This is a genomic window from Bacillus sp. S2(2019) (assembly GCF_005144805.1).
GTDB classification, from domain to species: Bacteria; Bacillota; Bacilli; order Bacillales; family Bacillaceae; genus Bacillus; species Bacillus altitudinis.
This window is the reverse complement of sequence record NZ_SWFL01000002.1, coordinates 923,967-946,771: the sequence shown is the minus strand read 5'-3', so window position 1 is coordinate 946,771 and position 22,805 is coordinate 923,967. Positions and strand designations below refer to the sequence as shown.

Here is a 22,805-nt window from a genome sequence, read left to right as displayed (position 1 = left end):
CATCTATTTCAAAAAAGAATATCCTTAATTCGAGATAAATATATTTTTTGATCATATATCTCGAATTCGAGATAATATAAAAGCATCAGTCAAGACATAATGAGTAGGGACATGTTACGTCATGAAGAGGAGGTCATTAGAAGTGAAGAAAACAGAAGGAATTCACCATATCACAGCAATTGTTGGTCATCCTCAGGAGAACGTTGATTTTTATGCAGGTGTTTTAGGTCTTCGTCTCGTGAAAAAGACTGTCAATTTTGATGATCCAGGCACATACCATTTATATTTTGGAAATGAAGGAGGTTCACCAGGTACCATTATTACGTTTTTCCCTTGGCCAGGTGCACAAAAGGGACAAATTGGAGCAGGTCAAGTAGGCGTGACAACATATGTCGTACCGACCGGTGCCTTCTCTTTTTGGAAGGAACGCCTTGAGCAATTTAACGTTTCTTATGAAATGATTGAACGCTTTGGTGAGGCCTTTCTCTCATTTGAAGATCCGCACGGTTTATTGATAGAACTTGTAGAGCGTGAAGAAGGAAAACAGAATGACTGGACATTTAATGGGGTAACACCAGAAGTAGCGATTAAAGGGTTTGGTGGAGCTGTTTTATTAACTTCACAGCCTGAGCAAACGATGCAGCTGCTAGAGCAAACGATGGGACTTGAAAAAGTCGGCACGGAAGGAGATTATGTGAGATTCCGTTCGTTTGGAGAAATCGGCAATGTCATTGATGTGAACAAGACACCTGTTGCACGAGGACGTATGGGCGTGGGTGTTGTACATCATATTGCGTGGAGAGCAACGGATGATCAGGATCAATTAGATTGGCAAAGACATGTGGCGCAAAGCGGATATCAAGTGACGCCTGTGCAAGATCGAAATTATTTCAATGCGATTTATTTTAGAGAGCTTGGCGGCATATTATTTGAGATTGCGACCGATCCTCCAGGGTTTGCACACGATGAATCTTTGGAAACGATGGGTGAAGCGTTGAAACTGCCACCGCAATATGAGGCGCAGCGCAGTCAGATTGAACAAATCGTGCTGCCGATTGAGGTAAGAGAAATCAAAGGGAAAGGAGATTCATGATGAAGCATCTTTTTCAAAAAGGAAAGAATGAACAAAAACCTGTCCTTCTCATGCTGCATGGAACTGGTGGGACAGAGCATGACTTATTGCCGCTTGCAGAAGTGGTAGACCCTGAAGCATCTGTTCTTAGTGTGAGAGGGAATGTATCAGAAAACGGCATGCCGCGTTTTTTCAGACGTTTGGCAGAGGGTGTTTTTGATGAGCAAGATTTAATTGAACGTACAGAGGAATTATATACATTTATCGGGGAAGCAGCAGATAAGTATGGATTTGATCGTCACAATGTGGTAGCCATCGGCTATTCAAACGGGGCGAACATTGCTGGAAGTCTGTTATTCCATTATGGAGATGCGCTGAAAGGAGCGATCCTGCATCATCCAATGGTCCCAAGACGAGGGGTTTCATTACCTTCATTAGCGGGGAAACAAGTCTTTATAGCAGCTGGTGAAAATGACCCAATGTGTCGTCCTGAGGAATCTCAGGAACTGGAGCAACTGCTTCAGGAGGCGGGAGCATCCGTAACGCTTCATTGGGAAAATCGTGGACATCAGCTAACGAGAGAAGAAGTCGATGCTGCGGCATTGTGGTATCGTCGTCAATTTAAATAAGGTGGGGAATACAGGTGGGATTTTTACAGAAGCTTTTTGGGCAAACCAAACAAAAGGAGATGGAACAAGTGGAAAACGTAAAACTAGCGATTATTTATTATAGTTCAACAGGTACAAACTATCAGATGGCGAAATGGGCGGAGGCTGGAGCGAAAGAAGCTGGTGCTGAAGTCAAAATTTTAAAGGTTCCTGAATTGGCACCAGAAGCAGTTGTTGCATCAAATCCAGCATGGAAAGCACATTTAGATGAAACAAAAGATGTCCCTGAGGTTCAGTTAAGTGACTTAGAGTGGGCAGATGCCATTATTTTCAGCATGCCGACACGTTTCGGTAACTTACCGGCTCAAATGAAACAATTCTTAGACACAACAGGCGGTTTATGGTTCCAAGGGAAACTAGCAAACAAAGCAGTGAGTGCGATGACATCTGCACAAAACCCAAATGGCGGACAGGAGCAGACGGTTCTGAGCCTGTATACAACGATGTTCCACTGGGGAGCCATTATTGCCGCTCCTGGCTACACGGATGATTCCCTATACGGCGCAGGGGGTAACCCTTATGGTGTGAGTGTGACTGTTGACCAAAATGGAAAGATCCAAGAGGATGCAGAAGCAGCCGCAAAACATCAGGCGAAACGTACAGTGAATGTAGCAGAATGGATCAAAAAAGGTCAAAACGCTTAATAGATGTATACAAAAAGAATGCAGCCACTCCGCTGCATTCTTTTTTCATTAATAAGGATCTGAAGGGGTGCTGTTGTTGATCGCATCATTGACAGCCTGTGCCGCGCCTGTTGATCCAATGGGTCCGCTTGGCTCCTCTTGTTTGAAGGCTTTTAAGCCATCGGCCACACGTTTTCCGTAGTCAGGATCAGCTTTTGTAAAGTTTTCGATCATTTGGTCTTGGATGTCTTTTTGGCAGGTAGCTAAGGTGTTGACTAAGTTTTTAATCAGTTCCTCACGTTCCCAATCATTGAAGCGGCGATAGGTTTCTCCCGCTTGTCCGAAATTGTTCGGGCGGTCAATGGCTTCTCGTTTGACTTCACCCTCTACAAAAGGCGTATGATCCTTTCCATCTTGCTGCGCTTCTTTTAATCCCCCGAGAATGGACGGTTCATAATTCACATGGGGGTTTTGTCCTTTTCCTTGATCCACATGATATTCCATTTGCCCATCTCGCTGATTGGTGGCAACATGCTTTTTCGGGGCATTGATCGGCAGCTGTAAATAATTTGGCCCGACACGATATCGCTGCGTATCAGAGTATGAGAAGGTACGTCCTTGCAGCAATTTATCATCTGAGAAATCTAATCCGTCTACAAGAACCCCCGTCCCAAAGGCAACCTGTTCCACTTCTGCAAAATAATTTTCTGGATTTTTGTTTAGCACCATTCGTCCGATCGGTTTCCATGGATAGTCATCCTTGTACCAGAGCTTTGTCGGATCGAGTGGATCAAAGTCTAGATGGGGGTGGGTGTCATCTTCCATGATTTGAGCGTATACTTCCCATTCAGGATGATCCCCTTGTTCAATGGCTTCATATAAATCCTGTGTGGCATGATTAAAGTTTTCCCCTTGAATGGCTTGGGCTTGTTCTTGTGTCAGGTTGCGAATCCCTTGCTTCGGTTCAAAGTGATATTTGACCAGTACTGCTTTTCCTTCATGATTCACCCATTTATAGGCATGGACGCCAGAGCCTTGCATGTGCCGGTATGTGGCGGGAATGCCCCATGGTGAGAAGAGAAATGTCACCATATGTGTTGCTTCAGGTGATTGTGAAACGAAATCAAAAATGCGCTCGCCATCCTGACGATTGGTGACAGGGTCAGGCTTAAAGGCATGAACCAAATCAGGGAATTTCAAAGCATCTCGAATAAAGAAAATTTTGAGGTTGTTCCCAACAAGATCCCAGTTGCCGTCTTCTGTATAAAATTTGATCGCAAATCCCCGTGGATCGCGTAAAGTTTCTGGTGAATGTCCGCCGTGAATAACAGAAGAGAATCGAACGAAGACAGGGGTCTTTTTTCCTTTCTCCTGAAATAATTTGGCTCTTGTATAAGTGGAAATGGGTTCGTCACCGAATGTACCGTAGGCTTCAAAGTATCCGTGTGCGCCGGCACCTCGTGCGTGAACGACACGTTCAGGGATGCGTTCACGATCAAAATGACTGATTTTCTCTAGGAAATCGTAGTTTTCAAGCGTAGTCGGTCCTCGATTCCCAACGGTTCTCATGTTTTGATTATCTGTTACCGGGTGACCTTGTCGATTCGTCAAGGTTTCTTCTGACTCTGAAGATGATGTAGGCTGTTGATCTTCTTTCAAGGTAGAATCCCTCCTTCAATATCTCCCTAACAATATGGTCATGTTGCTCCCTATTTCATACAAGGATTGATATAATGAGTGAAAACTTTTATGAGGAGCGGACCTAATGATTCGATTACACTGCCTTCACGCACATCCATCTAATATTTCTTACATTGACGACGCTTTCTATGACACAGGATTTGATCTGCATCACATCGTCGATTCATCATTTATGGAACGAGCCAAACAAGATCCCGCATTTGATCTTGAGCAGCAGCAAACCTATGCCATCAACAGACTCATGCAAGAAGGAGAGGCTGATCTTGTTTTATTAACGTGTACACAATACATTGCGGCTTTGGGGGAGCAGCAGCACCTGTTCAAACAACCAATTGTTTCGATAGATGAGCCGTTATTTGAGCAGATTTGTGAGCGAGAGGGTCCGCTTCAGCTGGTGTTTTCAAACCCAGATACAGTAGAAGGAACGATGAAGCGACTGTCTTCATATGTAAAAGAGCGGGGAAAGCAGTTGAAGGCAGAAGTGGTTGTGCTAGAGGATGTCTTTCATCTTTGCTTGAACGGTGATATACAAGCCTATCATGAGCGAATCATGGAACAGTTAAGGCAATCTGTGAAGCAGCAGCATGGAGATATTTGTGTGATGCAGCTCTCGATGGTTCACGCTGCAAAGCAGGTGGAGCAGGAAACAGGAGTGTCCATCATTCATCCGCTATCACCACTTAAACCATTTGTTTATCAAAAAATAACGGCTTTAAAAGAGTGAACCCGTCAGGTTCGCTCTTTTTGTATAGAAACGTAAATGGGATGACATGTTAAAAAAATAATGGAGCGCAAACTATTTTTAACAGGTGCGCGTCTATCCAATGTAAGAAATAACAGATGCGCATTTAAGATAAAGGAGCTCTTTGTAAAATGAAGAAACGAAAGATTGATGATCAATTTGCGGATTACGTAATGGAGCATAAACACAGTTTTTATCGATTGTCCTATAGCTATGTCAAAAACCCAGAAGATGCGATGGATGTCGTTCAAGAGGCGATTCATAAAGCACTCAAATCTGTTCACCGATTAGAGGATGCGACCAAGATGCATAGCTGGTTTTATAAAATCGTCGTAAACGCTGCCCTCGACTTTTTACGAAAGAAGAAGCGTGTGCAAGTGACAGACGATGACACGCTGGAATTTTTATCACAGGGTGAATCGGATGTCTATGAGGATCAAGATGTCAGACGGGCGATAGAAGATTTGCCGGAGATGTATCGGGTCATCATTATATTAAGATTCTTTGAGGATTTAAAGCTAGAGGACATTGCTCATATTCTTGGAGAAAATGAAAACACCATTAAAACAAGATTATATAAGGCGTTGCGGCTTTTAAAAGTAGAATTATCGCAGGAGGAAATATAAATGGATAAGCATTTGGAACAGTTAAAAGAAGAATATCTAGAAATCCCTATTCCCCCGGAATACGATGCTATGGTTGAACGGACATTAAAACGAAAAAACAAGCAACCTCATTTTCAGAAATGGACGATCGGACTTGTTGCTGCGGCTGCTTTATTTGTCACCACTGTAAATGTCAGTCCGCAGGCAGCAAGAGCGATTTCAGAAGTACCCGTCATTGGAGAGCTTGTGAAAGTCGTGACGTTCACAGAATTTAAAAAGAGCGATCAGGGAACAAATATTGATCTCAAAACACCACACGTTTCAGGGCTTGGGGACGGAAAATTACAAGACAACCTGAATCAAAAATATTTAGCTGAAAACAAAAAGCTGTATCAAGATTTTGAAAAGGAAACAAAGGGTTATAAAAATGGTCATTTGAGTGTAGAGAGCGGATATGAAGTAAGAACAAATAATGATCAAATTCTTTCACTAGGTCGATACAAGGTGACGACTCAGGCTTCTGCGGCAGAGGAAATGACATATGATACGGTGGATAAGAAAAACCATGTACTCATTACATTACCAAGTCTGTTTAAAGATGACCGTTATATTGATGTGATTAGTGAAAATATTAAAGAACAAATGAAGAAACAGATGAAAGAGGATTCAAATAAGATTTACTGGATGACGAAGCAAGATACGGTTGATCCGTTTAAGAAGATTCAGCCAGATCAAAGTTTCTATATCAATTCAAAAGGCAAACTGGTGATTTCCTTCAACGAATATGATGTGGCGCCTGGTTACATGGGTGTAGTTGAATTCACGATTCCAACAAGCGTGCTAAAGGATATTCTTGTCAGCGATATGTACATTCACTAAAAGAAGAAAAAAGACTGCTGAAGATGTCAGCAGTCTTTTTGAGTTTATGAAGAAAGTGCGTCTGTTAGTGCAGGCACGACTTGTTTCTTTCTTGATACGACACCTTTGAGTAAAGCAGTGTTGTTTTCAAGTGTGACATTAAATGCTTTTTCTACTTTTGCTGCTTCAGCACCAAGTGCAAGCGTAAGAGAGTCATTTTCTAGAATGTCTGTGATCACTAAAACAAATAGATCAAGACCTTTCGCTGCGATAACTTCATTGATTTTTGCTTCGATGTCAGCTTGTCTTGCTGTTACTTCAGCAATATCAACTGTATTAACTTGTGCAATTTCGACTTTGCTGTTACCTAGTGCAAATTCTTTTGCATCCAGTGTGATTAATTCTTGAACTGTTTTTTGGCTTAGGTCAGCTCCTGCTTTCAGCATATCTAAACCATATACTTCAGGGTCTACTCCTGCGATTTTTGCCAGCTCATGCGCAGCATCAACATCCTGCTGTGTGCATGTTGGGGATTTAAATAGCAAGGAATCAGAAATGATCGCAGACAAAAGCAAACCAGCGATTTCTTTTTCAATTGTGACTTGGTGCTCTTTGTACATTTTGTTTAAGATCGTTGCTGTGCAGCCAACTGGCTCAGCACGATAGTAAAGAGGTTCACTTGTTTCAAAGTTGGCAATACGGTGATGGTCAATGACCTCTGTCACTTGTACTTGATCAATATCGCTTACACTTTGTTGGAATTCGTTATGATCGACAAGAATGACTTGTTTTGTTTCGTTTGCAGCCGTTTCAATGAAACGAGGTGCTTCTTGTTTAAAGAAATCTAATGCGTATTGTGTTTCTCCATTGATTTCTCCAAGTCTGACAGCTTCTGCTTGAACGCCAATTTTGTTTTTCAGATCAGCGTAAGCGATAGCAGAGCAAATCGTGTCTGTGTCAGGGTTTTTGTGTCCGAATACGAGTGTTTTTCCCATGTGAATTCTCCTTCTTACTTTTATTGATGATGTTTCTATTCTAACAGCTTTTGACCTTGAATTCAGGGTTTATAGCTAAGAATAATCTAAAAAATTGTAACATGCTGTCTGAAAAGTTGCATGTACAAGACGATCTAAGTTGTTCCACGTGAAACGCTCTAGGGATAGCCTGCATTTTACTTGCGATTTACGGCTATGGTAAAATAAAGGTTGGGTCAAGATATGGCGGAGCGTACATCGTACGTATACATAGAAGTACACATTGAGCAAGATATAGAAAAATGATTGGATTGAGGTGAAGGTGTGAAACAAACAAAAGCGTTAGTAGAAGGCGCTATCATGATCAGTATTTTTGCGGTAATGACGCTGTTTTATTTGTATGTGCCACTTTTATCCATTATTTTCTTCATGGCTGCTCCGATTCCGATCATTCTCTATACAATCAGGCATGGCTTGAAAAAAGGAATTGCGGCTGGCGCTATTGGCATAGTGATCAGCTTTTTAATTGGGTCTATTAATGGGCTGTTAAGTGCGCCAATGCTGATTGCTGTTGGAGTAGGTATGGGTGTTTTCTACAGCAGGAGGCAGCCAGGTCAGGCGATTATTACGGGTGCGCTGATCTACTTATTCAGTTTTCTCATTTACTTTGTTGTCAGTGTCCAGCTGTTTCAAGTAGATATACTGGGTGTTGCAAAGGAATCAATTGACCAAATCATGCCGATGGTAGAGAGTACCTTAAAACAATCTGGCGCTTCTGATCAGGACATAGCAAAACAACTCAAGCAGTTTAGAGAATTGCAGGATACGGCATTAAATTCTTTACCTGTAGCGCTTTTGATTTTTGTCACGCTGATGTCTTTCGTCAATCATTGGTTTGTGCGGCCGTTGATCAAATGGTTTGTTCCAGACATGCCAGCTCTTAAGAAATTTAAGGATATGCGACTGCCAAAAAGCATGGTATGGTATTATTTACTCACACTGCTTTTGATGCTGATTCAGCCGGAGAAAGGCAGCTTTTTATCGCTCGTGCAAACGAGTGCTTTTCAAATTTTATTTATACTGGTGCTTATTCAGGGCTTTTCTTTTATCTTCTATTATTGCCACGAAAAAAACATCTCAAAAGTGGTACCCATTTTTGCCGTCGTATTGACGATTCTCTTTCCGCCAATCGGTGTGATTGTGCGTATTATAGGGATTGCTGACATAGGCTTTGATTTAAGAGAAAAAGTAAAAACAAATAATTCACTCTGAATGTTGAGGAGTTGATATCAGTGCCAAGCTTCTATCGAAAACCTGTCATCAAGTATCCGATCTTCGCGTTAATTGTTCTTGCGGTGATCACAGTCCTCCTCAACCTTTATTTTAATTGGATCATAGGAGCGGTTGGTCTTTTAGTCCTTGCGGGTGTGCTCTACTTTTTAAAGTGGGCAGATACGCAGGTGCAAAAAGAGATTGATTCATATATTTCAACATTATCCTATCGAGTCAAAAAGGTTGGAGAAGAAGCATTAATGGAGATGCCAATTGGTATTATGCTGTTTAATGACCAGTATTATATCGAATGGACCAATCCATTTCTCGCTTCGTGCTTCCATGAAAGCACACTTGTCGGCAGATCCTTGTATGATACATTTGAATCCATTGTGCCTCTTATTAAACAAGAGGTTGAGACAGAAAATGTGACGCTGAATGACCGGAAATTCAAAGTCATTATTAAACGGTCAGAGCGCCTTTTATATTTCTTTGATGTCACGGAACAAGTGCAGATTGAAAGACAGTATGAAAATGAACGAACGGTGTTATCTTATATCTTTTTAGACAATTATGATGATGTCACACAAGGTCTCGATGATCAGGTGCGTAGCGCGATAAATAGTGAAGTCACATCGCTGTTAAACAATTGGGCGCAAGAATATGGCATTTTCCTAAAAAGAATTTCATCTGAACGATTTATGGCGGTATTAAACGAGAGCATCTTAGCAGAGCTAGAAGCGTCGAAGTTTTCCATTTTAGACGAGGTTCGTGAGAAAACAGGGGCACATAGCGCCACGCTTACCCTTAGTATTGGAATCGGTGCGTCTGTTCCTTCTTTAAAAGAACTTGGCGCACTTGCGCAGTCGAGTCTTGACCTTGCCCTCGGACGAGGCGGGGATCAGGTAGCGATTAAACAGCCGAATGGGAAAGTGAAATTCTACGGCGGAAAAACCAATCCAATGGAAAAACGGACACGAGTACGCGCACGGGTCATTTCACATGCTTTAAAAGAAATTGTATCTGAAAGCGGTAATGTCATGATCATGGGGCATAAGTTCCCCGACATGGATTCTATCGGTGCCTCGATCGGGATTTTAAAGGTTGCTCAGGCGAATGGAAAAGAAGGTTACATCGTCATTGATGCCAACCAGATTGGGGATAGCGTTCAACGCTTAATTAGTGAAATTAAAAATTATGAAGAACTTTGGTCCCGTTTTATCACGCCTGAGGAAGCGATGGAGCTTGCAAAGGATGACACATTGCTTGTGGTCGTAGATACACATAAACCGTCCCTTGTGATGGAAGAACGACTGCTAAATAAGATCGAAAACGTCGTTGTCATTGACCACCATAGACGTGGTGAGGAATTTATCCGTGATCCTTTACTTGTCTATATGGAGCCGTATGCTTCATCTACAGCAGAACTTGTGACAGAGCTGTTAGAGTATCAGCCGAAGAAATTGCGGATTAACATGATTGAAGCCACAGCACTTCTTGCTGGGATCATCGTGGATACGAAGAGTTTCTCCCTCAGAACGGGGTCAAGAACGTTCGATGCAGCATCCTACCTTCGTGCAAAAGGGGCAGATCCTGTCCTTGTGCAAAAGTTTTTGAAAGAGACAGTCGATCATTACATCAAACGGGCAAAGCTCATTCAGCATACAGAGCTGTATCAAAATCAGGTAGCGATTGCTTCCTTGCCGTCTGACAGGTCTGAGTATTATGATCAAATTACGATCGCACAAACGGCTGATTCTCTCTTGTCGATGAGTGAGGTTGAAGCATCATTTGCTGTCGCAAGGCGAGATGACGATACGGTTTGTATTAGTGCAAGATCGTTAGGGGATATCAACGTTCAAATTATTATGGAAGCATTAGATGGTGGCGGTCATTTAACTAACGCTGCGACCCAGATTTATGGTATAACCATTGAAGAAGCGGTAGAGAAGTTAAAAGCTGCCATAGACGAATATTTCGAAGGAGGGGTTCAAAGATGAAAGTCATCTTTCTAAAAGACGTAAAAGGCAAAGGGAAAAAAGGCGAAGTCAAAAATGTAGCTGACGGATACGCTCACAACTTTCTCATCAAACAAGGGTTAGCTGTTGAAGCAACTCCAACGAACCTAAGCGCATTGGAAGGGCAGAAAAACAAAGAGAAAAAGAATGCCATCCAAGAGCTTGAGCAAGCGAAACAATTAAAAGAAACACTTGAGGCGCTGACAGTGGAACTCACTGCTAAATCAGGTGAAGGCGGTCGTCTATTTGGTTCGATTACAAGCAAACAGATCGCTGATAAATTGCAAAAAGAACATCAAATCAAACTCGATAAGCGTAAAATCGAGTTGAATGATGCCATTCGTGCGTTAGGATACACAAATGTACCGGTGAAGCTTCACCCAGAAGTACAAGCAACATTAAAAGTGCACGTCACAGAACAAGCATAAACAGAAAAGAACCCGTCTCCTCGTGAGACGGGTTCTTAGCGTGTAGACAAACCCTAGCATTCGGTGTCAGTCCTGCGCGCTGGTGCTCACGAATGTCAAATTCGCTCCGCGCCAGTACTCGCCCTTCCTAGACTGCAAAGGTTTTCTATCACGCTGAAAAGAAGACAAAGGGCTAAAATAAAGTTCATTTTACCCCTTTGTTTATGACGGATCTGAAATATAGACGCTTCGTCCAGCACGCATACCGGATATAAACATGAAAAATAGGACGATGATAAAGATGATAATGGCTGGTGTCCATGTATGTGTCACATCAAAAAGGATACCGATCATGAATGGACCAACAGCGGCTAATAAATAACCGAGTGACTGCGCCATTCCAGAGAGGGCAGCTGCTTGTTCCATATTGGTTGTTCTTAATCCGATAAATGTGAGGGCAAGACTGATACTGGCCCCTTGTCCGACGCCGATGAATAGCACAGAGATGACAAGAATAGGCGTCGACCCTCCGAGAAGGAGTCCAATCATGCCGAGTAAATACACAAGGACAAGGCCGACGACAAGCGGTCTTTGCGTTTTTAATTTTTCTGCAAAGACGGGCGTTAAGAAGGTGGATGGCAGACCAGTGAACTGCATAATAGAGAGCATCCATCCCGCTGTCGCCAGGTTCATGCCATGTGATGTCAAAATATCAGGAAACCATGCGATACTGCTGTAGAAAAGGAATGATTGCAAGCCCATAAAAAAGGTCACCTGCCATGCGACACGTGAACGCCATATTGGCTGCTCTTTGAGCGAAATGCTTTTGACAGCCGCTGTGTTCTGATGAAGAAGCTGCGGCGCCCACACCATCATCGCAAGAAGGGCAAGTCCGGCCCAGACAAGGAATGATGTATTCCAGCCCCCAGGCATCGCATGACTGAGCGGAACGCTGACACCAGATGCAAGTGCAGCAAAAACGGACATCGATGTCGTATACACGCTTGTCATTAATCCAGCATGTGCAGGGAATTTATGTTTCACAAGTCCAGGTAAAAGCACATTACAAATCGCAATCCCGACGCCAACTAGCGCCGTTCCCATCATTAAAAAGGTGATGCTGCCAAATGAACGAATGACAATCCCAAAGAGCAGGACAGCAAGCCCAAGCCAAAGTGTTCGTTCATTCCCAAGACGTTTTCCGATTTTAGGTGCAATGGGAGATAGCAATGCGAATGAGAGCAGTGGTAATGTCGTGAGGAAACCAGCAAGTCCATTTGATAGCTGTAAATCAGAACGAATGGCACCGATCACAGGACCAACAGACGTAATGGCTGGCCTCAGGTTAAAGGCAATGAGTAAAATCCCAGCAATCAGCAAAATGGTTTGACCTGTACTGCGAGGATGAAATGTTGATTTTTCTAGTTGTTGTTCCATGAATGTAAACTCCTTTATTTCTTTAAGAACGATCTTTCTTCTGTTCAAGCTCCGCTAATTTAGCTAATAAGATGTGCTGCGGCATATGCATGATTTGCTCTAACGGTACATTGAGTGATGTAGCAAGCTTTTGTGCGGTATCGGCTGAGATTTGTAAAGGTCTCATGCGCAAATCCCTCCTCTTTCAATCTATACGTTCCAATATACCATATCGACTTTGTGACTTGCTGATAAAAAATTAAGGTTTTCTTTTATAAAACCACTTGATGGCCGATAAGAAATTTTTTTGAAATTGTTTCAGATGGTGGCCCTCTCCTTGTTCAATGTGAAAGTGAAGCTTTCGTTCCTGCATCCCTTTCTGTAATAAAAGATCATGGAGTTGTTTGTTGAATAAAGGCATGTGCTGTTGGGCAGATGTTTTGCCTTTCCCTTCTTCACTGCCTACAGACAAATAGACAAGGTGGTCCACAGACTGAATGCTTTGTTGTTTAGCAAACGATAGAAAATCTTGATACCAAAATGACCCGGAGAGGGACGCGATGTTTTTAAAAAGGTCAGGGTACATGAATAAGGTATAAATAGCAAAGAGTCCACCTAATGAAGCACCTACGTGGCTATGTTCATGACCGGTCTGTTTAACTGGGTATTCTCTTTTGATATATGGAAGCAAGTCATTTGCTAAAAATGACACATATGTCTGTGCCTCACCTTTAAAGTCAGGGAATCCAGAATGCAGTGATGATGCTTTCCATGGTGTATATTCGTCAAGTCGATTGAAGGGGTGTATACCGACGATGATGATTGGCGAGATGGTTTTGGCTTCAATCATGCTTTCGATCTCTAGCAGGTGGGTTCTAAACAAAGAAGAGCCATCTTGTACAAAGACAGCTGGAACATCAATAGAGGTGTCTGGTGGAAGGTAAATATCAAGCTGACGCCCGTTCAATTCGTCATATAGAAACGTTCCGTTCATGTGTATTCTCTCCTTCAAGTTTTCAAGCTCCGCTGAAAAGAAGAACAAAGGACTAAAATGTTTAGCCCTTTGTCAAGATGCGCATCTTTTTAGTTGGTTTGATCTAGCCATTTGACAGCCTGATCAAGGAAGGTGGTTTTGCTTAGTGCTGTTCCTCCCTGAAGCATAGGATCAACGACATTTTCATTGATGTGTCCATTTTTCACAGCTTTTAGGCTGTTCCAAATTTTATTTCCCTCTAAGTCCTTCAATGCATTTGGATTCGATGAGTTTTCCTCTTGGGAGAATTGAACAAAGATATAATCAGGATTGAGTTCACCTAGGCGTTCCAATGAAATCATTGCTTGTGCTTTGGCTTTTTTGATATCACTTGGTGCTGTAAATCCTAAGTCCCCATATAAAGTAGAGTTGAAGTATACGTCTTCAGGGTACACGTACAGGTCGCCCTGTCTAATGCGTAAAATGACAGCTGTTTTGTTGTTGCTTTTGTCTTTCAGGGTTTCTTTCGCTTGTTTGAGATCTTTCTGATAATCAGAAATGATGCTTTTCGCTTCTTCACTTTTTCCAGTCAGTTCACCGAGTAATAAAAGGTTGCTTTCCCAGTCGGAAGAGACATGTGATACTGGGATCGTCGTTTGAACTTTATCTAGTTTTTTAATTATTGCAGGCGGGAACTTGGTTGATCCGAGTATCACGTCTGGTTTTAGTTTTAAGATTTTTTCTAGGTTCGGTTCTGTTTTTTCCCCAATGCCTTCTGTTTTTGCTGTAATGTCTTTAAATAATTCAGGGAAAGTGCCGCCGACAGTAGAAGCACCAATAGGCTCGATACCAAGTAGTTTTGCATCTTCCATCGATTCTAGGCTTCCAGCAATGACGACTCTTTTCACTGGTGTTTTGAGTTTGTACGTTTGATCTAAATATTTGATGTTTGTTTCTGCTGCTTCAGCTGACTTGCTTTTGGTTGTGTTGGAAGCCGGTTTATTTTCTGCAGCACCACAGGCTGCTGCGGTGATCGTCATGATACAAAGGATAAGCAATGCGAACCATTTTTTCATTTATTTTCTCCTTTAACTGATAATTGTTCTCAATTAAAGATTGTAGTAGTCATTCGTCCTTTTATCCATAGACAATGATCTGTCTAGTGATGGACTTTTTACGGAAAAAAAGATAAAAGGTCCTGAATGACTCGTTGATGACTAGCTGCTGTGTATTCACGCCAAGGGTCAGAAGCGAGTGGATAGACAGCTTGTTGCGTCACAGCCTTGAGATTTTGCCAAGCCTCCTGTTGCTTTAATTTTTGATAAAAAGCAATGGTTTTTGGTTCTTTATGCAACAAGAGGAAGATGGCATCGGGGTCTAACTGCTGTATAGAGTGAATGCTGATTTTTTTTTCGATGAGCTGGCCATCATTCTGAAAAGCTGGCGGAAGGCCAATGTCATGAAAAATTACTTCTGACATGGTGCGATTGACAGATAAGTAGAGCTGATCTTGAAAGATACGAAGAGGCAGGACGGTTCTTGGTGGATGATCAATAAGGCATGCCTTTTTCGCTTGAATGACGAGTTCCTCGTAATGAAGGAGCCATTCTTCTGCTTCCCTCGTTTCGTTTAAGAACATAGCTGTTTGTCTGAATTGAGCGCGCCAATCCAATTGTGTGAATGGAACAAAGTGAACAGGACAGATGGTTTTCAACACTTGTTTTTCTTCCTCTGTCACATGATCATTGGCAATGATCAGCTCAGGTTGTGCTTCCTTCAATTGCTGTAAATTGGCTTCAGCGTGTTCGTTGATACGATGTGCACTCAGATGAATCGGAATTTCTTCTGCATAATGCTCAAAATCATGTGCTGTCCATTTAGGGTGAAGAGGGGCAGCATATGGGATGATATGAATGGGTGTGAGCTGACCGAGTATGGAATGGCCATAGGCAGCCATTTTCCGTTGACGGCTTTTCATATAAGCAGAAGGAGTGATACCCGTTTTTTTCTTAAAGATACGGCTAAAGTAATAGGGGTCTTGATAGCCGATGTCCTGTGCAATGTCTTTGAGCTTTGCATGACCTTTTGCCATGAACTGTTTGGCTCTAGCCAGTCTTTTCTTGGTGATATAATCAGTGACACTCACATCAAAATGCTTTTTAAATAGCTCGCTGTAATGATTGGCGCTGATACCAGCCATATGAGATAGACTTGTAAGGCTGAGAGGTTCTTCGGAATGTTGATCGATATATTGTTTTGTTTTAAAAAGGGCGTGTGTTGTGTCACAAATGTCTTCTTTATGCAGTGTGAAAAGCTGCATCATGAGCTGTTGAAAAAGGGTTTGGCTTCTAAAAAAGCTAATGGATTCAGGTTTTTGCCATTCTGCTGTCATGTCGGACAGTAAAGAATGAATGTGTTCAATCGAGCTAATATCGATAAATTGCCATACATTCAGTAAAGAGCGGGCATGTTCAGTTGATACTTCTTCTATGTTTTGACCTTGCGGCGTGTACATCTGAAAGCGAAACAGATAGAGCTCGTGTTTTTGATAAGGCTCTGTTTTCAACATAAATGTTTCCCCAGGCATCATCGTATAGAGTGTCAGATGTTTCAATCGCCATCTTTGATCGTTCAATGTAAGTAAACCGCTGCCGCTTATGCTAAAAAGGAGGCAGAAAGTATCTGACAACTGCTGCTCCGTATGTGGAAGATCTGCATTATTTATTTTTTCAGTATATGTTAATCGATAAATGCATTGTTCAGCATTTACCCTTGTGCATAATTGAGGATTGTTTCCCATAAAACCACCTGATCTCTTATTAATTGATAAATATTCTCAATTGAATTGTATCAGAAAGAGCTGGAAAATGGTGTGTTTATTCTGTCAAAAAAGCACCCTGATGGAGATCAGGGTGCGTAGGGTATAGAGAAATACTTGCATTCGTTGTCCGTCCTGCGCCTGTGATAAGGGCAATCTTTTGAGATAGATCACTATATTTCGTGTGTTCACTAGCTTTTTTTCATGTCTGTGGTTGTTAAAGGAACATCATGATAGAGTGCAAAACGAAAAGCATAATTCATCAGCACCGGCAAAACGGACGTATGTCCTTCTTCAGGGAACTCGTGATAGGCAGTATGCAAGCCGTATGACGATAAAGGCAACATACGATTTGCTAGTGAATTGGCATGATCATTCATTTGACATGGATGATGTTTTTCTAACTCACCTACACCTACAAGCAGCCTGACATCCATAGGCACCTGACGTATATAGTTGGTGAATTGGTGTTCTTTTTCTAGAAATAATTTTTTGTTCCAGTGGATAGAAGGGCTCCCTGCAATATATGTCTGATAAGCATCAGGGTGCTCAAATAGTGTGTGTAATACAAAAAGACCGCCAAGAGAATGCCCAAACAGTGTTTGACGACTTTGGTTAATCGGAAAGCGTTGTTCGATATAGGGCTTTACCGTCATTTCTAAAAAAGAAAAAAAAGTAGAAGCGCCGCCATATGTATGGTTGGAGAAGTCCTTTCTTTTCCTCCCAATGGAAGCATCAGGGTCGGTAAGAGTGAGATCATAATGCCTAAGCGGATGATAGGATTCTTCTGTTTGATAGCCAATTCCAACAATGATTGCAGGTATGATTCCTGTTTTTTCAGGTCTTCTTGACTGTAAACGAATGGCTTCGACCATTGTGCCAAAAAGCGAATTTCCATCAAGTACGTACATGACTGGAAAACCAGCCGCTGGAGGAGTAGCATTCGGTTTAAATATAAAAAGTCTGTATGGGTGTGCTGTGATATCCAGTTGCTCCGTCCCAGGTATAAAAAAGGGGCGGCTTTCTCCGAAAAGTGAATTCTCAGTACCCATTCCTTCAGGGTGTTTCAACATATATAAAAATTCCCTTCCTCAAAATGATCCTCATATGGTGATAAAAGCAGACTTGTGAATATTGGTTGGATGAGAGTATTACTTGAAAACTTCAAATGAAAATGATTCTCAATTATCATGTGAGCAAACCAAATAATAATAGTTATTAATTATAAAGTCAAATGTTCATAAAGTTATGTAAATGTTAATTTCGCCCAATTCATTGATGCGGCCTGCTCTGCTTCTATATTTTGCGTCGGCAGCCGGTCATCGAGAAGTTCCGCCATACCAAGCACCGTCCTTTCATACAAAAATACACTACTCTTCTTTTTAACATTTTCATTCATAACAAAATGAAATGGTCAGTCGGGGTTCTGCTAGAGAGCGTGTTGAAAGAGGAGGGGCTGTTTTAAAAGTGGCGAAATAACATATAACATCAAAAATGAGGCAATAAAAAAAGTAAGGGATGTGCCCTTACTTTTTGATCAATTGGTGTACATATCTGTTAACATCATTCACTTAAAATCCATCTGTGACATCATATTCGTAACGGATATCGGCTTTGACATTGCTCATAGTAGATCTCGCCGTAGCTTTTGCGTTGTACTTAAAGCTCCATTTTTGAGCGACTCTTAATTGATCATCCAGAGATATACGATAAGAACCACTTGTTGCAGAGGAGAAAAGTGATTGATACCAAATGTTACTATCACTAGCCATCAGTTTGTGTGTGACATTCCCTTGGTTGGGCGTTTGAGTGCTAGTTGTCGTAATCGATTTGACAATTGCACTTTTAGGAATAGAAGAATTGTTCGTTAAATCCATTGTAATGACAGAAGAATCAACCCCTAAAAAATTTAAAGAAGAATTCCCCAAGTTTGTAGCTGTCCCCGTAAAATTGAATGTCCCATTTCCAGATTTGATACGATCTTGAATGGAAACAGAAAAATACATGTCTCCGGTATATGTACCACGGGTTACTTTCACAAAATAAGTTTCTGAAGTTGAAGTCACGTCACCAGTATTTGCAAAAATAAAGGGTGTTACTGAATCAGGATTAATTACTTCTGTTTTCGCATCAGAATATTTTGAGTTATAAACCTCGATTTTCATCCCAGTATATTGCTTATTATACGAACTTCTGACATAAACTCTTTCACCTTTATTGATCGTAAACTGATAATACGCTTCATTTTCACCTTCAGGTAAGATTGTCGTGTCTGAACGACTATTTTTCCAATATCCCATTGAACTTGCAGTGTTAGGACTGTTATTCCCGGTAATTGCTGCTTCCGCTGACTTAGGTGCAAAAAAACTAGTAACAAGCGCCAATAATAATGCTGGTAATAATAAACGTTTAAAGATAGTATTTGTCATATATTAACCCTCCTTGTAATAATTACTATATCGACATTAAACTAACAAATTTTAACTGAATTGCCGATATATTTAATAATCACTATTTTCTTAAAAAAGGAGAATCAAAATGAATATTAATACGTCATATACAGCCAGTTCTTCGAACAATCTGAACCAAATAGATTCTAAAGGTCAATCAGCTATTAAAAGTACAAATGAAGTGATGACCGAATCTGATAGACGGATGAAAATATTAGATGAAAAATACGAAAAAATAAATGAACAAAACAAACGATTCAAAGATCCTCATGGTCATATATTTGATAAGTATCGAAATCCATACTCTCCTTATTTCAGAAGTGACCTAACCAAACCAGAAAGAGATGCTGCTTACTCTATGGAAATTGGTTGGGCTAACCATGGGAGAGGAGGGTATTATAATTTTAATGATGCCGCCTTCCGTAATGAAAATCGGTACGACCCTACCCAAGAAAGTGTCGAAAAGAAACTATTAAATCGTCAAAAGGTGAACGAACAACTGCAAGCTTTGTTTTCTACCAATGGTTTGAATATTCCTAAAAACGCCAATTTAACTTTTACCATTGATCCAAATCATTTCAAATTAGTGGTGAGCGGATCAACTGATGAATCATTGATCAAACAAATAGAAGACATATTAAATACAAGCAACAATACAAGAGAACTATTTTTCCATATTATGAAAAGTAGAAATGATGATTCGACTCAATTCACGCCGGATTCACTTGCAAAGTTCCACCTTGTCAATCAAATCAAAACGGTGACAGGCTTCGACTTAAAAGATTTAAGCATTGTAAACGGTCAATTTGTAACGGATACCGGAGCGAACATTTTTGATATCTACAAAGAAGAACTTCTGAAAAACCCATACACAGCAGAAAATGCCCGCATTGCTGCATCACATTATGGTGCACAGCTCTTTGATTTAGCGAAGAACGGGTATGATTCTATTCCCGATTTGGTGTTATCTATTGGGTATGAAAACGGGTCTTTATATGACATTGGACAAAAGGTGAATTACGGAGTATCAAAGTGAAGATCAATACATCAAATGCAGCAACTGCTCTAAACAATCAGAACTTTACCGACTTCAATAGCCAATCAGCTATTAAAAGTACAAACGAAGTGATGACCGAATCTGATAGACGAATGAAAATATTAGATGAAAAATACGAAAAAATAAATGAACAAAATAAACGATTCAAAGATCCCCAGAGCCATATATATGATAAGTATCGAAATCCATACTCTTCTTATTTCAGAAGTGATCTAACTAAAGTGGAGAGAGAAGCTGCTTATACGATGGAAATGAGTTGGGCAAGGAATAATAAAGGTGGACAATATGACTTCAATGATGCTATTTTCCGTAATGAAAAACGGTACGATCCTACCCAGGAAAGTGTAGAAAAGAAACTATTAAATCGCCAAAAGGTGAACGAACAACTGCAAGCTTTGTTTTCTACCAATGGTTTGAACATTCCTAAAAACGCCAATTTAACTTTTACCATTGATCCAAATCATTTCAAATTAGTGGTGAGTGGATCAACAGACGAAACCCTAGCCAAACAAATAGAAGATATACTGAATACAAGTAACAATACAAGAGAACTATTTTTTCATATTATGAAAAGTAGAAATGATGATTCGACTCAATTCACGCCGGATTCACTTGCAAAGTTCCACCTTGTCAATCAAATCAAAACGGTGACAGGCTTCGACTTAAAAGATTTAAGCATTGTAAACGGTCAATTTGTAACGGATACCGGAGCGAACATTTTTGATATCTACAAAGAAGAACTTCTGAAAAACCCATACACAGCAGAAAATGCCCGCATTGCTGCATCACATTATGGTGCACAGCTCTTTGACTTAGCCAAAAACGGATTTGATTCTATTCCCGATTTGGTGTTATCTATTAGTTATCAAAATGGCTCCTTACAAGACATTGGGCAACAGGTGAATTATGGAGTTAAGAAAACGATAGATTAAAAAACGCACCTGATATTTGCAAGGTTTGATCATGTGCGTGTTCATGCCATGTTGGAGTATCGATCACATGTGTGAACAACAGCTACAAATTCCATTAGCGATATAAAGGACTCTATAACAATTTATGTTACAGAGTCTTTTCTATTTGAAGTGTGTTGTTTCGCTGTTCAACAAAACATCGACATGGTAATTTTGACTATAGTTGATGTTTTTCACTTTTTTATTGATGAAAATGTTAAAATGATGAGTAGCGTATTTTTTTATGAAAGGACGGTGCTTGGCATGACGGAACTTCTCGATGACCGGCTGCCGCCGCAAAATATAGAAGCCGAGCAGGCCGTATTAGGTGCTGTTTTTTTAGAACCATCTGCGCTAACGCTCGCTTCTGAAGTATTAATTCCAGAGGATTTCTATAGAATGTCGCATCAAAAGATTTACAATGCGATGCTTGTACTTGGTGATAGAGGGGAACCGGTTGACCTTGTCACGGTGACATCAGAACTTGCCAATACAGACTTACTAGAAGAGGTAGGCGGGATTTCGTATTTAACAGATATTGCGAACTCTGTCCCAACTGCCGCAAACATTGAATATTATGCAAAAATTGTGGAAGAAAAATCTATTTTAAGACGTCTGATCCGTACAGCGACAACCATTGCACAGGATGGATATACGCGTGAGGATGAAGTAGAAGATCTATTGAGTGATGCTGAAAAAACCATTATGGAAGTGGCTCAGCGTAAAAACTCAGGAGCTTTCCAAAACATTAAAGACGTTCTTGTTCAGACATATGATAATATTGAACAGCTTCATAATCGAAAAGGTGATATCACTGGGATTCCAACGGGTTTCTCAGAGCTTGACCGGATGACAGCTGGCTTCCAGCGAAATGACTTGATTATTGTAGCGGCTCGTCCGTCCGTAGGGAAAACAGCCTTCGCGTTAAATATTGCACAAAACGTTGCGACCAAGACAGATGAAAGTGTCGCCATCTTTAGTTTAGAGATGGGCGCTGAGCAGCTGGTCATGCGTATGCTTTGTGCCGAGGGAAATATCAATGCACAAAACCTAAGAACCGGTAATCTCACAGAAGAGGACTGGGGTAAGCTGACAATGGCGATGGGTTCGCTATCAAACAGTGGGATTTTCATTGATGATACACCTGGTATTAGAGTAAGTGAGATTCGCTCGAAATGCCGCCGTTTGAAGCAAGAAAACGGGCTTGGTATGATCCTGATTGACTACTTACAGCTCATCCAAGGGAGTGGACGATCAAGCGATAACCGTCAGCAAGAGGTATCTGAAATTTCTAGGGCTTTAAAGTCACTAGCAAGAGAACTTGAAGTGCCGGTCATTGCCTTATCACAGCTTTCTCGTGGGGTAGAGCAGCGTCAGGACAAACGTCCGATGATGTCTGATATTCGTGAATCAGGAAGTATTGAGCAGGATGCCGATATTGTGGCGTTCCTTTATCGTGATGATTACTATGACAAAGAATCAGAGAATAAGAACATTATTGAAATTATTATTGCGAAACAGCGTAACGGTCCAGTTGGAACGGTATCACTGGCTTTCGTGAAAGAATATAACAAATTCGTCAACTTAGAGAGAAGATTTGACGATGCGGGTGTTCCGCCCGGTGCTTAAAGCCCAGCTCAAGAAGCTGGGCTTTTTTGATCCATCTACATCGAAAGAATGACTGAAAAACAGTCGAAATGAGGAGGAGTGGGAGAAAAAGAGAGCGTATACTAAAGGGAGAGAAAAGGAGTGATGACTGATGAAGTTTCAACAATTCGAAGCCGCTCAATTACGCATCGCACGTCCGACCGTCAACATGAAAGAGGTTGTTTCTTTTTATGAAGAAGGTTTAGGGCTGAAACGAATAGGCTCATTTGATCAGCATGAAGGGTATGATGGGGTCATGCTTGGGCTTCCTCACCAGCATGTTCATCTGGAAATCACCAAACATGAAGAAGACGAAAGCTTGCCTGTTCCCCACCCAGAGCAGCTGCTTGTATTCTATATTCCGGATGAAGAAGAATTTCAGCAGATGAAAAAGAGACTGATCGCATTTGGCGGACGGCATGTCACCTCTACGAACCCGTACTGGGATCGAGGAGGCGTGACGATTGAAGATCCAGATGGATATCGAGTGGTGCTCATGAATACAGAAGGAATTACACCTGATTAAGAAAGACTCCCATCTTGTGAGAGTCTCA

At 41.2% G+C, this 22,805-nt stretch carries 22 protein-coding genes; 13 read left to right on the top strand and 9 right to left on the bottom strand.

Annotated elements, in window-relative coordinates; all coding sequences use genetic code 11:
* Window positions 1-121 precede the first annotated feature (121 nt).
* From FBF75_RS09920 to wrbA, 3 genes are read left to right on the top strand one after another with little or no spacing between them, the layout of a single operon-like run.
* Complete coding sequence (locus tag FBF75_RS09920) at window positions 122-1,093, top strand: ring-cleaving dioxygenase (protein WP_169476084.1); 972 nt, start codon at window positions 122-124, stop codon at window positions 1,091-1,093.
* Window positions 1,090-1,701 carry an alpha/beta hydrolase gene (locus tag FBF75_RS09915; protein ID WP_058214363.1) on the top strand — a complete coding sequence of 204 codons (612 nt, stop codon included), beginning with the start codon at window positions 1,090-1,092 and terminating at the stop codon, window positions 1,699-1,701. Before FBF75_RS09920 ends, FBF75_RS09915 begins: the two co-directional genes overlap by 4 nt.
* Before the next feature lie 59 nt (window positions 1,702-1,760).
* Window positions 1,761-2,384, top strand: a complete 624-nt coding sequence (wrbA, locus tag FBF75_RS09910; RefSeq protein ID WP_045034926.1) for an NAD(P)H:quinone oxidoreductase — start codon at window positions 1,761-1,763, stop codon at window positions 2,382-2,384.
* 48 nt (window positions 2,385-2,432) lie between these two features.
* Here the strand turns inward: wrbA and katX are convergent, their stop codons facing one another.
* Window positions 2,433-3,932, bottom strand: coding sequence for a catalase KatX (gene katX, locus FBF75_RS09905; protein WP_230677060.1), 1,500 nt, complete (start codon window positions 3,930-3,932; stop codon window positions 2,433-2,435).
* 196 nt (window positions 3,933-4,128) lie between these two features.
* Between katX and FBF75_RS09900 the strand changes: the two genes are divergently transcribed.
* The 3 genes from FBF75_RS09900 (at window position 4,129) to rsiV (ending at window position 6,290) form a co-directional block, all read left to right on the top strand.
* Entirely contained in the window at window positions 4,129-4,788 is a 660-nt protein-coding gene (locus FBF75_RS09900; RefSeq protein WP_050826814.1) for a hypothetical protein, read from the top strand.
* 149 nt (window positions 4,789-4,937) lie between these two features.
* Window positions 4,938-5,432, top strand: a complete 495-nt coding sequence (locus tag FBF75_RS09895; protein WP_007497431.1) for an RNA polymerase sigma factor — start codon at window positions 4,938-4,940, stop codon at window positions 5,430-5,432.
* Complete coding sequence (rsiV, locus tag FBF75_RS09890; protein WP_035390133.1) at window positions 5,433-6,290, top strand: anti-sigma-V factor RsiV; 858 nt, start codon at window positions 5,433-5,435, stop codon at window positions 6,288-6,290.
* A 44-nt stretch (window positions 6,291-6,334) separates the two neighbouring features.
* On the opposite strand, the gene FBF75_RS09885 is transcribed toward rsiV, so the two are convergent.
* Entirely contained in the window at window positions 6,335-7,264 is a 930-nt protein-coding gene (locus FBF75_RS09885; protein ID WP_024718447.1) for a manganese-dependent inorganic pyrophosphatase, read from the bottom strand.
* A gap of 303 nt (window positions 7,265-7,567) precedes the next feature.
* Here FBF75_RS09885 and FBF75_RS09880 point away from each other — a divergent pair, with 303 nt between their 5' ends.
* The 3 genes from FBF75_RS09880 to rplI are packed head-to-tail and all read left to right on the top strand — an operon-like array spanning window position 7,568 to window position 10,961.
* Window positions 7,568-8,515 (top strand): YybS family protein, encoded by a 948-nt coding sequence (locus FBF75_RS09880; protein ID WP_136944694.1) that lies wholly within the window; start codon window positions 7,568-7,570, stop codon window positions 8,513-8,515.
* Between the two features lie 20 nt (window positions 8,516-8,535).
* Entirely contained in the window at window positions 8,536-10,515 is a 1,980-nt protein-coding gene (locus FBF75_RS09875; RefSeq protein ID WP_017359884.1) for a DHH family phosphoesterase, read from the top strand.
* A complete protein-coding gene (rplI, locus tag FBF75_RS09870) occupies window positions 10,512-10,961 on the top strand; it encodes a 50S ribosomal protein L9 (protein WP_007497423.1) in 450 nt (149 codons plus the stop codon). The genes FBF75_RS09875 and rplI overlap by 4 nt, the downstream gene beginning before the upstream one ends.
* 201 nt (window positions 10,962-11,162) lie before the next feature.
* Here the strand turns inward: rplI and FBF75_RS09865 are convergent, their stop codons facing one another.
* From FBF75_RS09865 to FBF75_RS09835, 7 genes are all read right to left on the bottom strand, one after another.
* Window positions 11,163-12,377 carry a CynX/NimT family MFS transporter gene (locus FBF75_RS09865; RefSeq protein ID WP_017368453.1) on the bottom strand — a complete coding sequence of 405 codons (1,215 nt, stop codon included), beginning with the start codon at window positions 12,375-12,377 and terminating at the stop codon, window positions 11,163-11,165.
* A 22-nt stretch (window positions 12,378-12,399) separates the two neighbouring features.
* Window positions 12,400-12,543, bottom strand: a complete 144-nt coding sequence (locus tag FBF75_RS09860; protein ID WP_074041764.1) for a YycC family protein — start codon at window positions 12,541-12,543, stop codon at window positions 12,400-12,402.
* A 72-nt stretch (window positions 12,544-12,615) separates the two neighbouring features.
* Complete coding sequence (locus tag FBF75_RS09855; protein WP_099496998.1) at window positions 12,616-13,350, bottom strand: alpha/beta hydrolase; 735 nt, start codon at window positions 13,348-13,350, stop codon at window positions 12,616-12,618.
* A gap of 89 nt (window positions 13,351-13,439) precedes the next feature.
* Window positions 13,440-14,405 (bottom strand): iron-hydroxamate ABC transporter substrate-binding protein, encoded by a 966-nt coding sequence (locus tag FBF75_RS09850; protein ID WP_136944693.1) that lies wholly within the window; start codon window positions 14,403-14,405, stop codon window positions 13,440-13,442.
* Between the two features lie 98 nt (window positions 14,406-14,503).
* A complete protein-coding gene (locus FBF75_RS09845; RefSeq protein ID WP_136944692.1) occupies window positions 14,504-16,129 on the bottom strand; it encodes an ABC transporter substrate-binding protein in 1,626 nt (541 codons plus the stop codon).
* A 209-nt stretch (window positions 16,130-16,338) separates the two neighbouring features.
* Window positions 16,339-17,220 carry an alpha/beta hydrolase gene (locus FBF75_RS09840; RefSeq protein WP_136944691.1) on the bottom strand — a complete coding sequence of 294 codons (882 nt, stop codon included), beginning with the start codon at window positions 17,218-17,220 and terminating at the stop codon, window positions 16,339-16,341.
* 498 nt (window positions 17,221-17,718) lie between these two features.
* On the bottom strand, window positions 17,719-18,576 hold the full coding sequence (locus FBF75_RS09835; protein WP_008347513.1) for a hypothetical protein: 858 nt from the start codon (window positions 18,574-18,576) through the stop codon (window positions 17,719-17,721).
* 109 nt (window positions 18,577-18,685) lie between these two features.
* On the opposite strand from FBF75_RS09835, the gene FBF75_RS09830 reads away from it, so the two are divergent.
* From FBF75_RS09830 to FBF75_RS09815, 4 genes are all read left to right on the top strand, one after another.
* Window positions 18,686-19,633: a DUF4885 family protein gene (locus tag FBF75_RS09830; RefSeq protein ID WP_136944690.1), complete on the top strand. Its 948-nt coding sequence runs from the start codon at window positions 18,686-18,688 to the stop codon at window positions 19,631-19,633.
* Window positions 19,630-20,586, top strand: a complete 957-nt coding sequence (locus tag FBF75_RS09825) for a DUF4885 family protein (protein WP_136944689.1) — start codon at window positions 19,630-19,632, stop codon at window positions 20,584-20,586. The genes FBF75_RS09830 and FBF75_RS09825 overlap by 4 nt, the downstream gene beginning before the upstream one ends.
* Window positions 20,587-20,868: 282 nt before the next feature.
* Window positions 20,869-22,233, top strand: a complete 1,365-nt coding sequence (gene dnaB / locus FBF75_RS09820; RefSeq protein WP_003214779.1) for a replicative DNA helicase — start codon at window positions 20,869-20,871, stop codon at window positions 22,231-22,233.
* Between the two features lie 130 nt (window positions 22,234-22,363).
* Window positions 22,364-22,777 (top strand): VOC family protein, encoded by a 414-nt coding sequence (locus FBF75_RS09815; protein ID WP_017359894.1) that lies wholly within the window; start codon window positions 22,364-22,366, stop codon window positions 22,775-22,777.
* The last annotated feature ends 28 nt before the right edge of the window (window positions 22,778-22,805 follow it).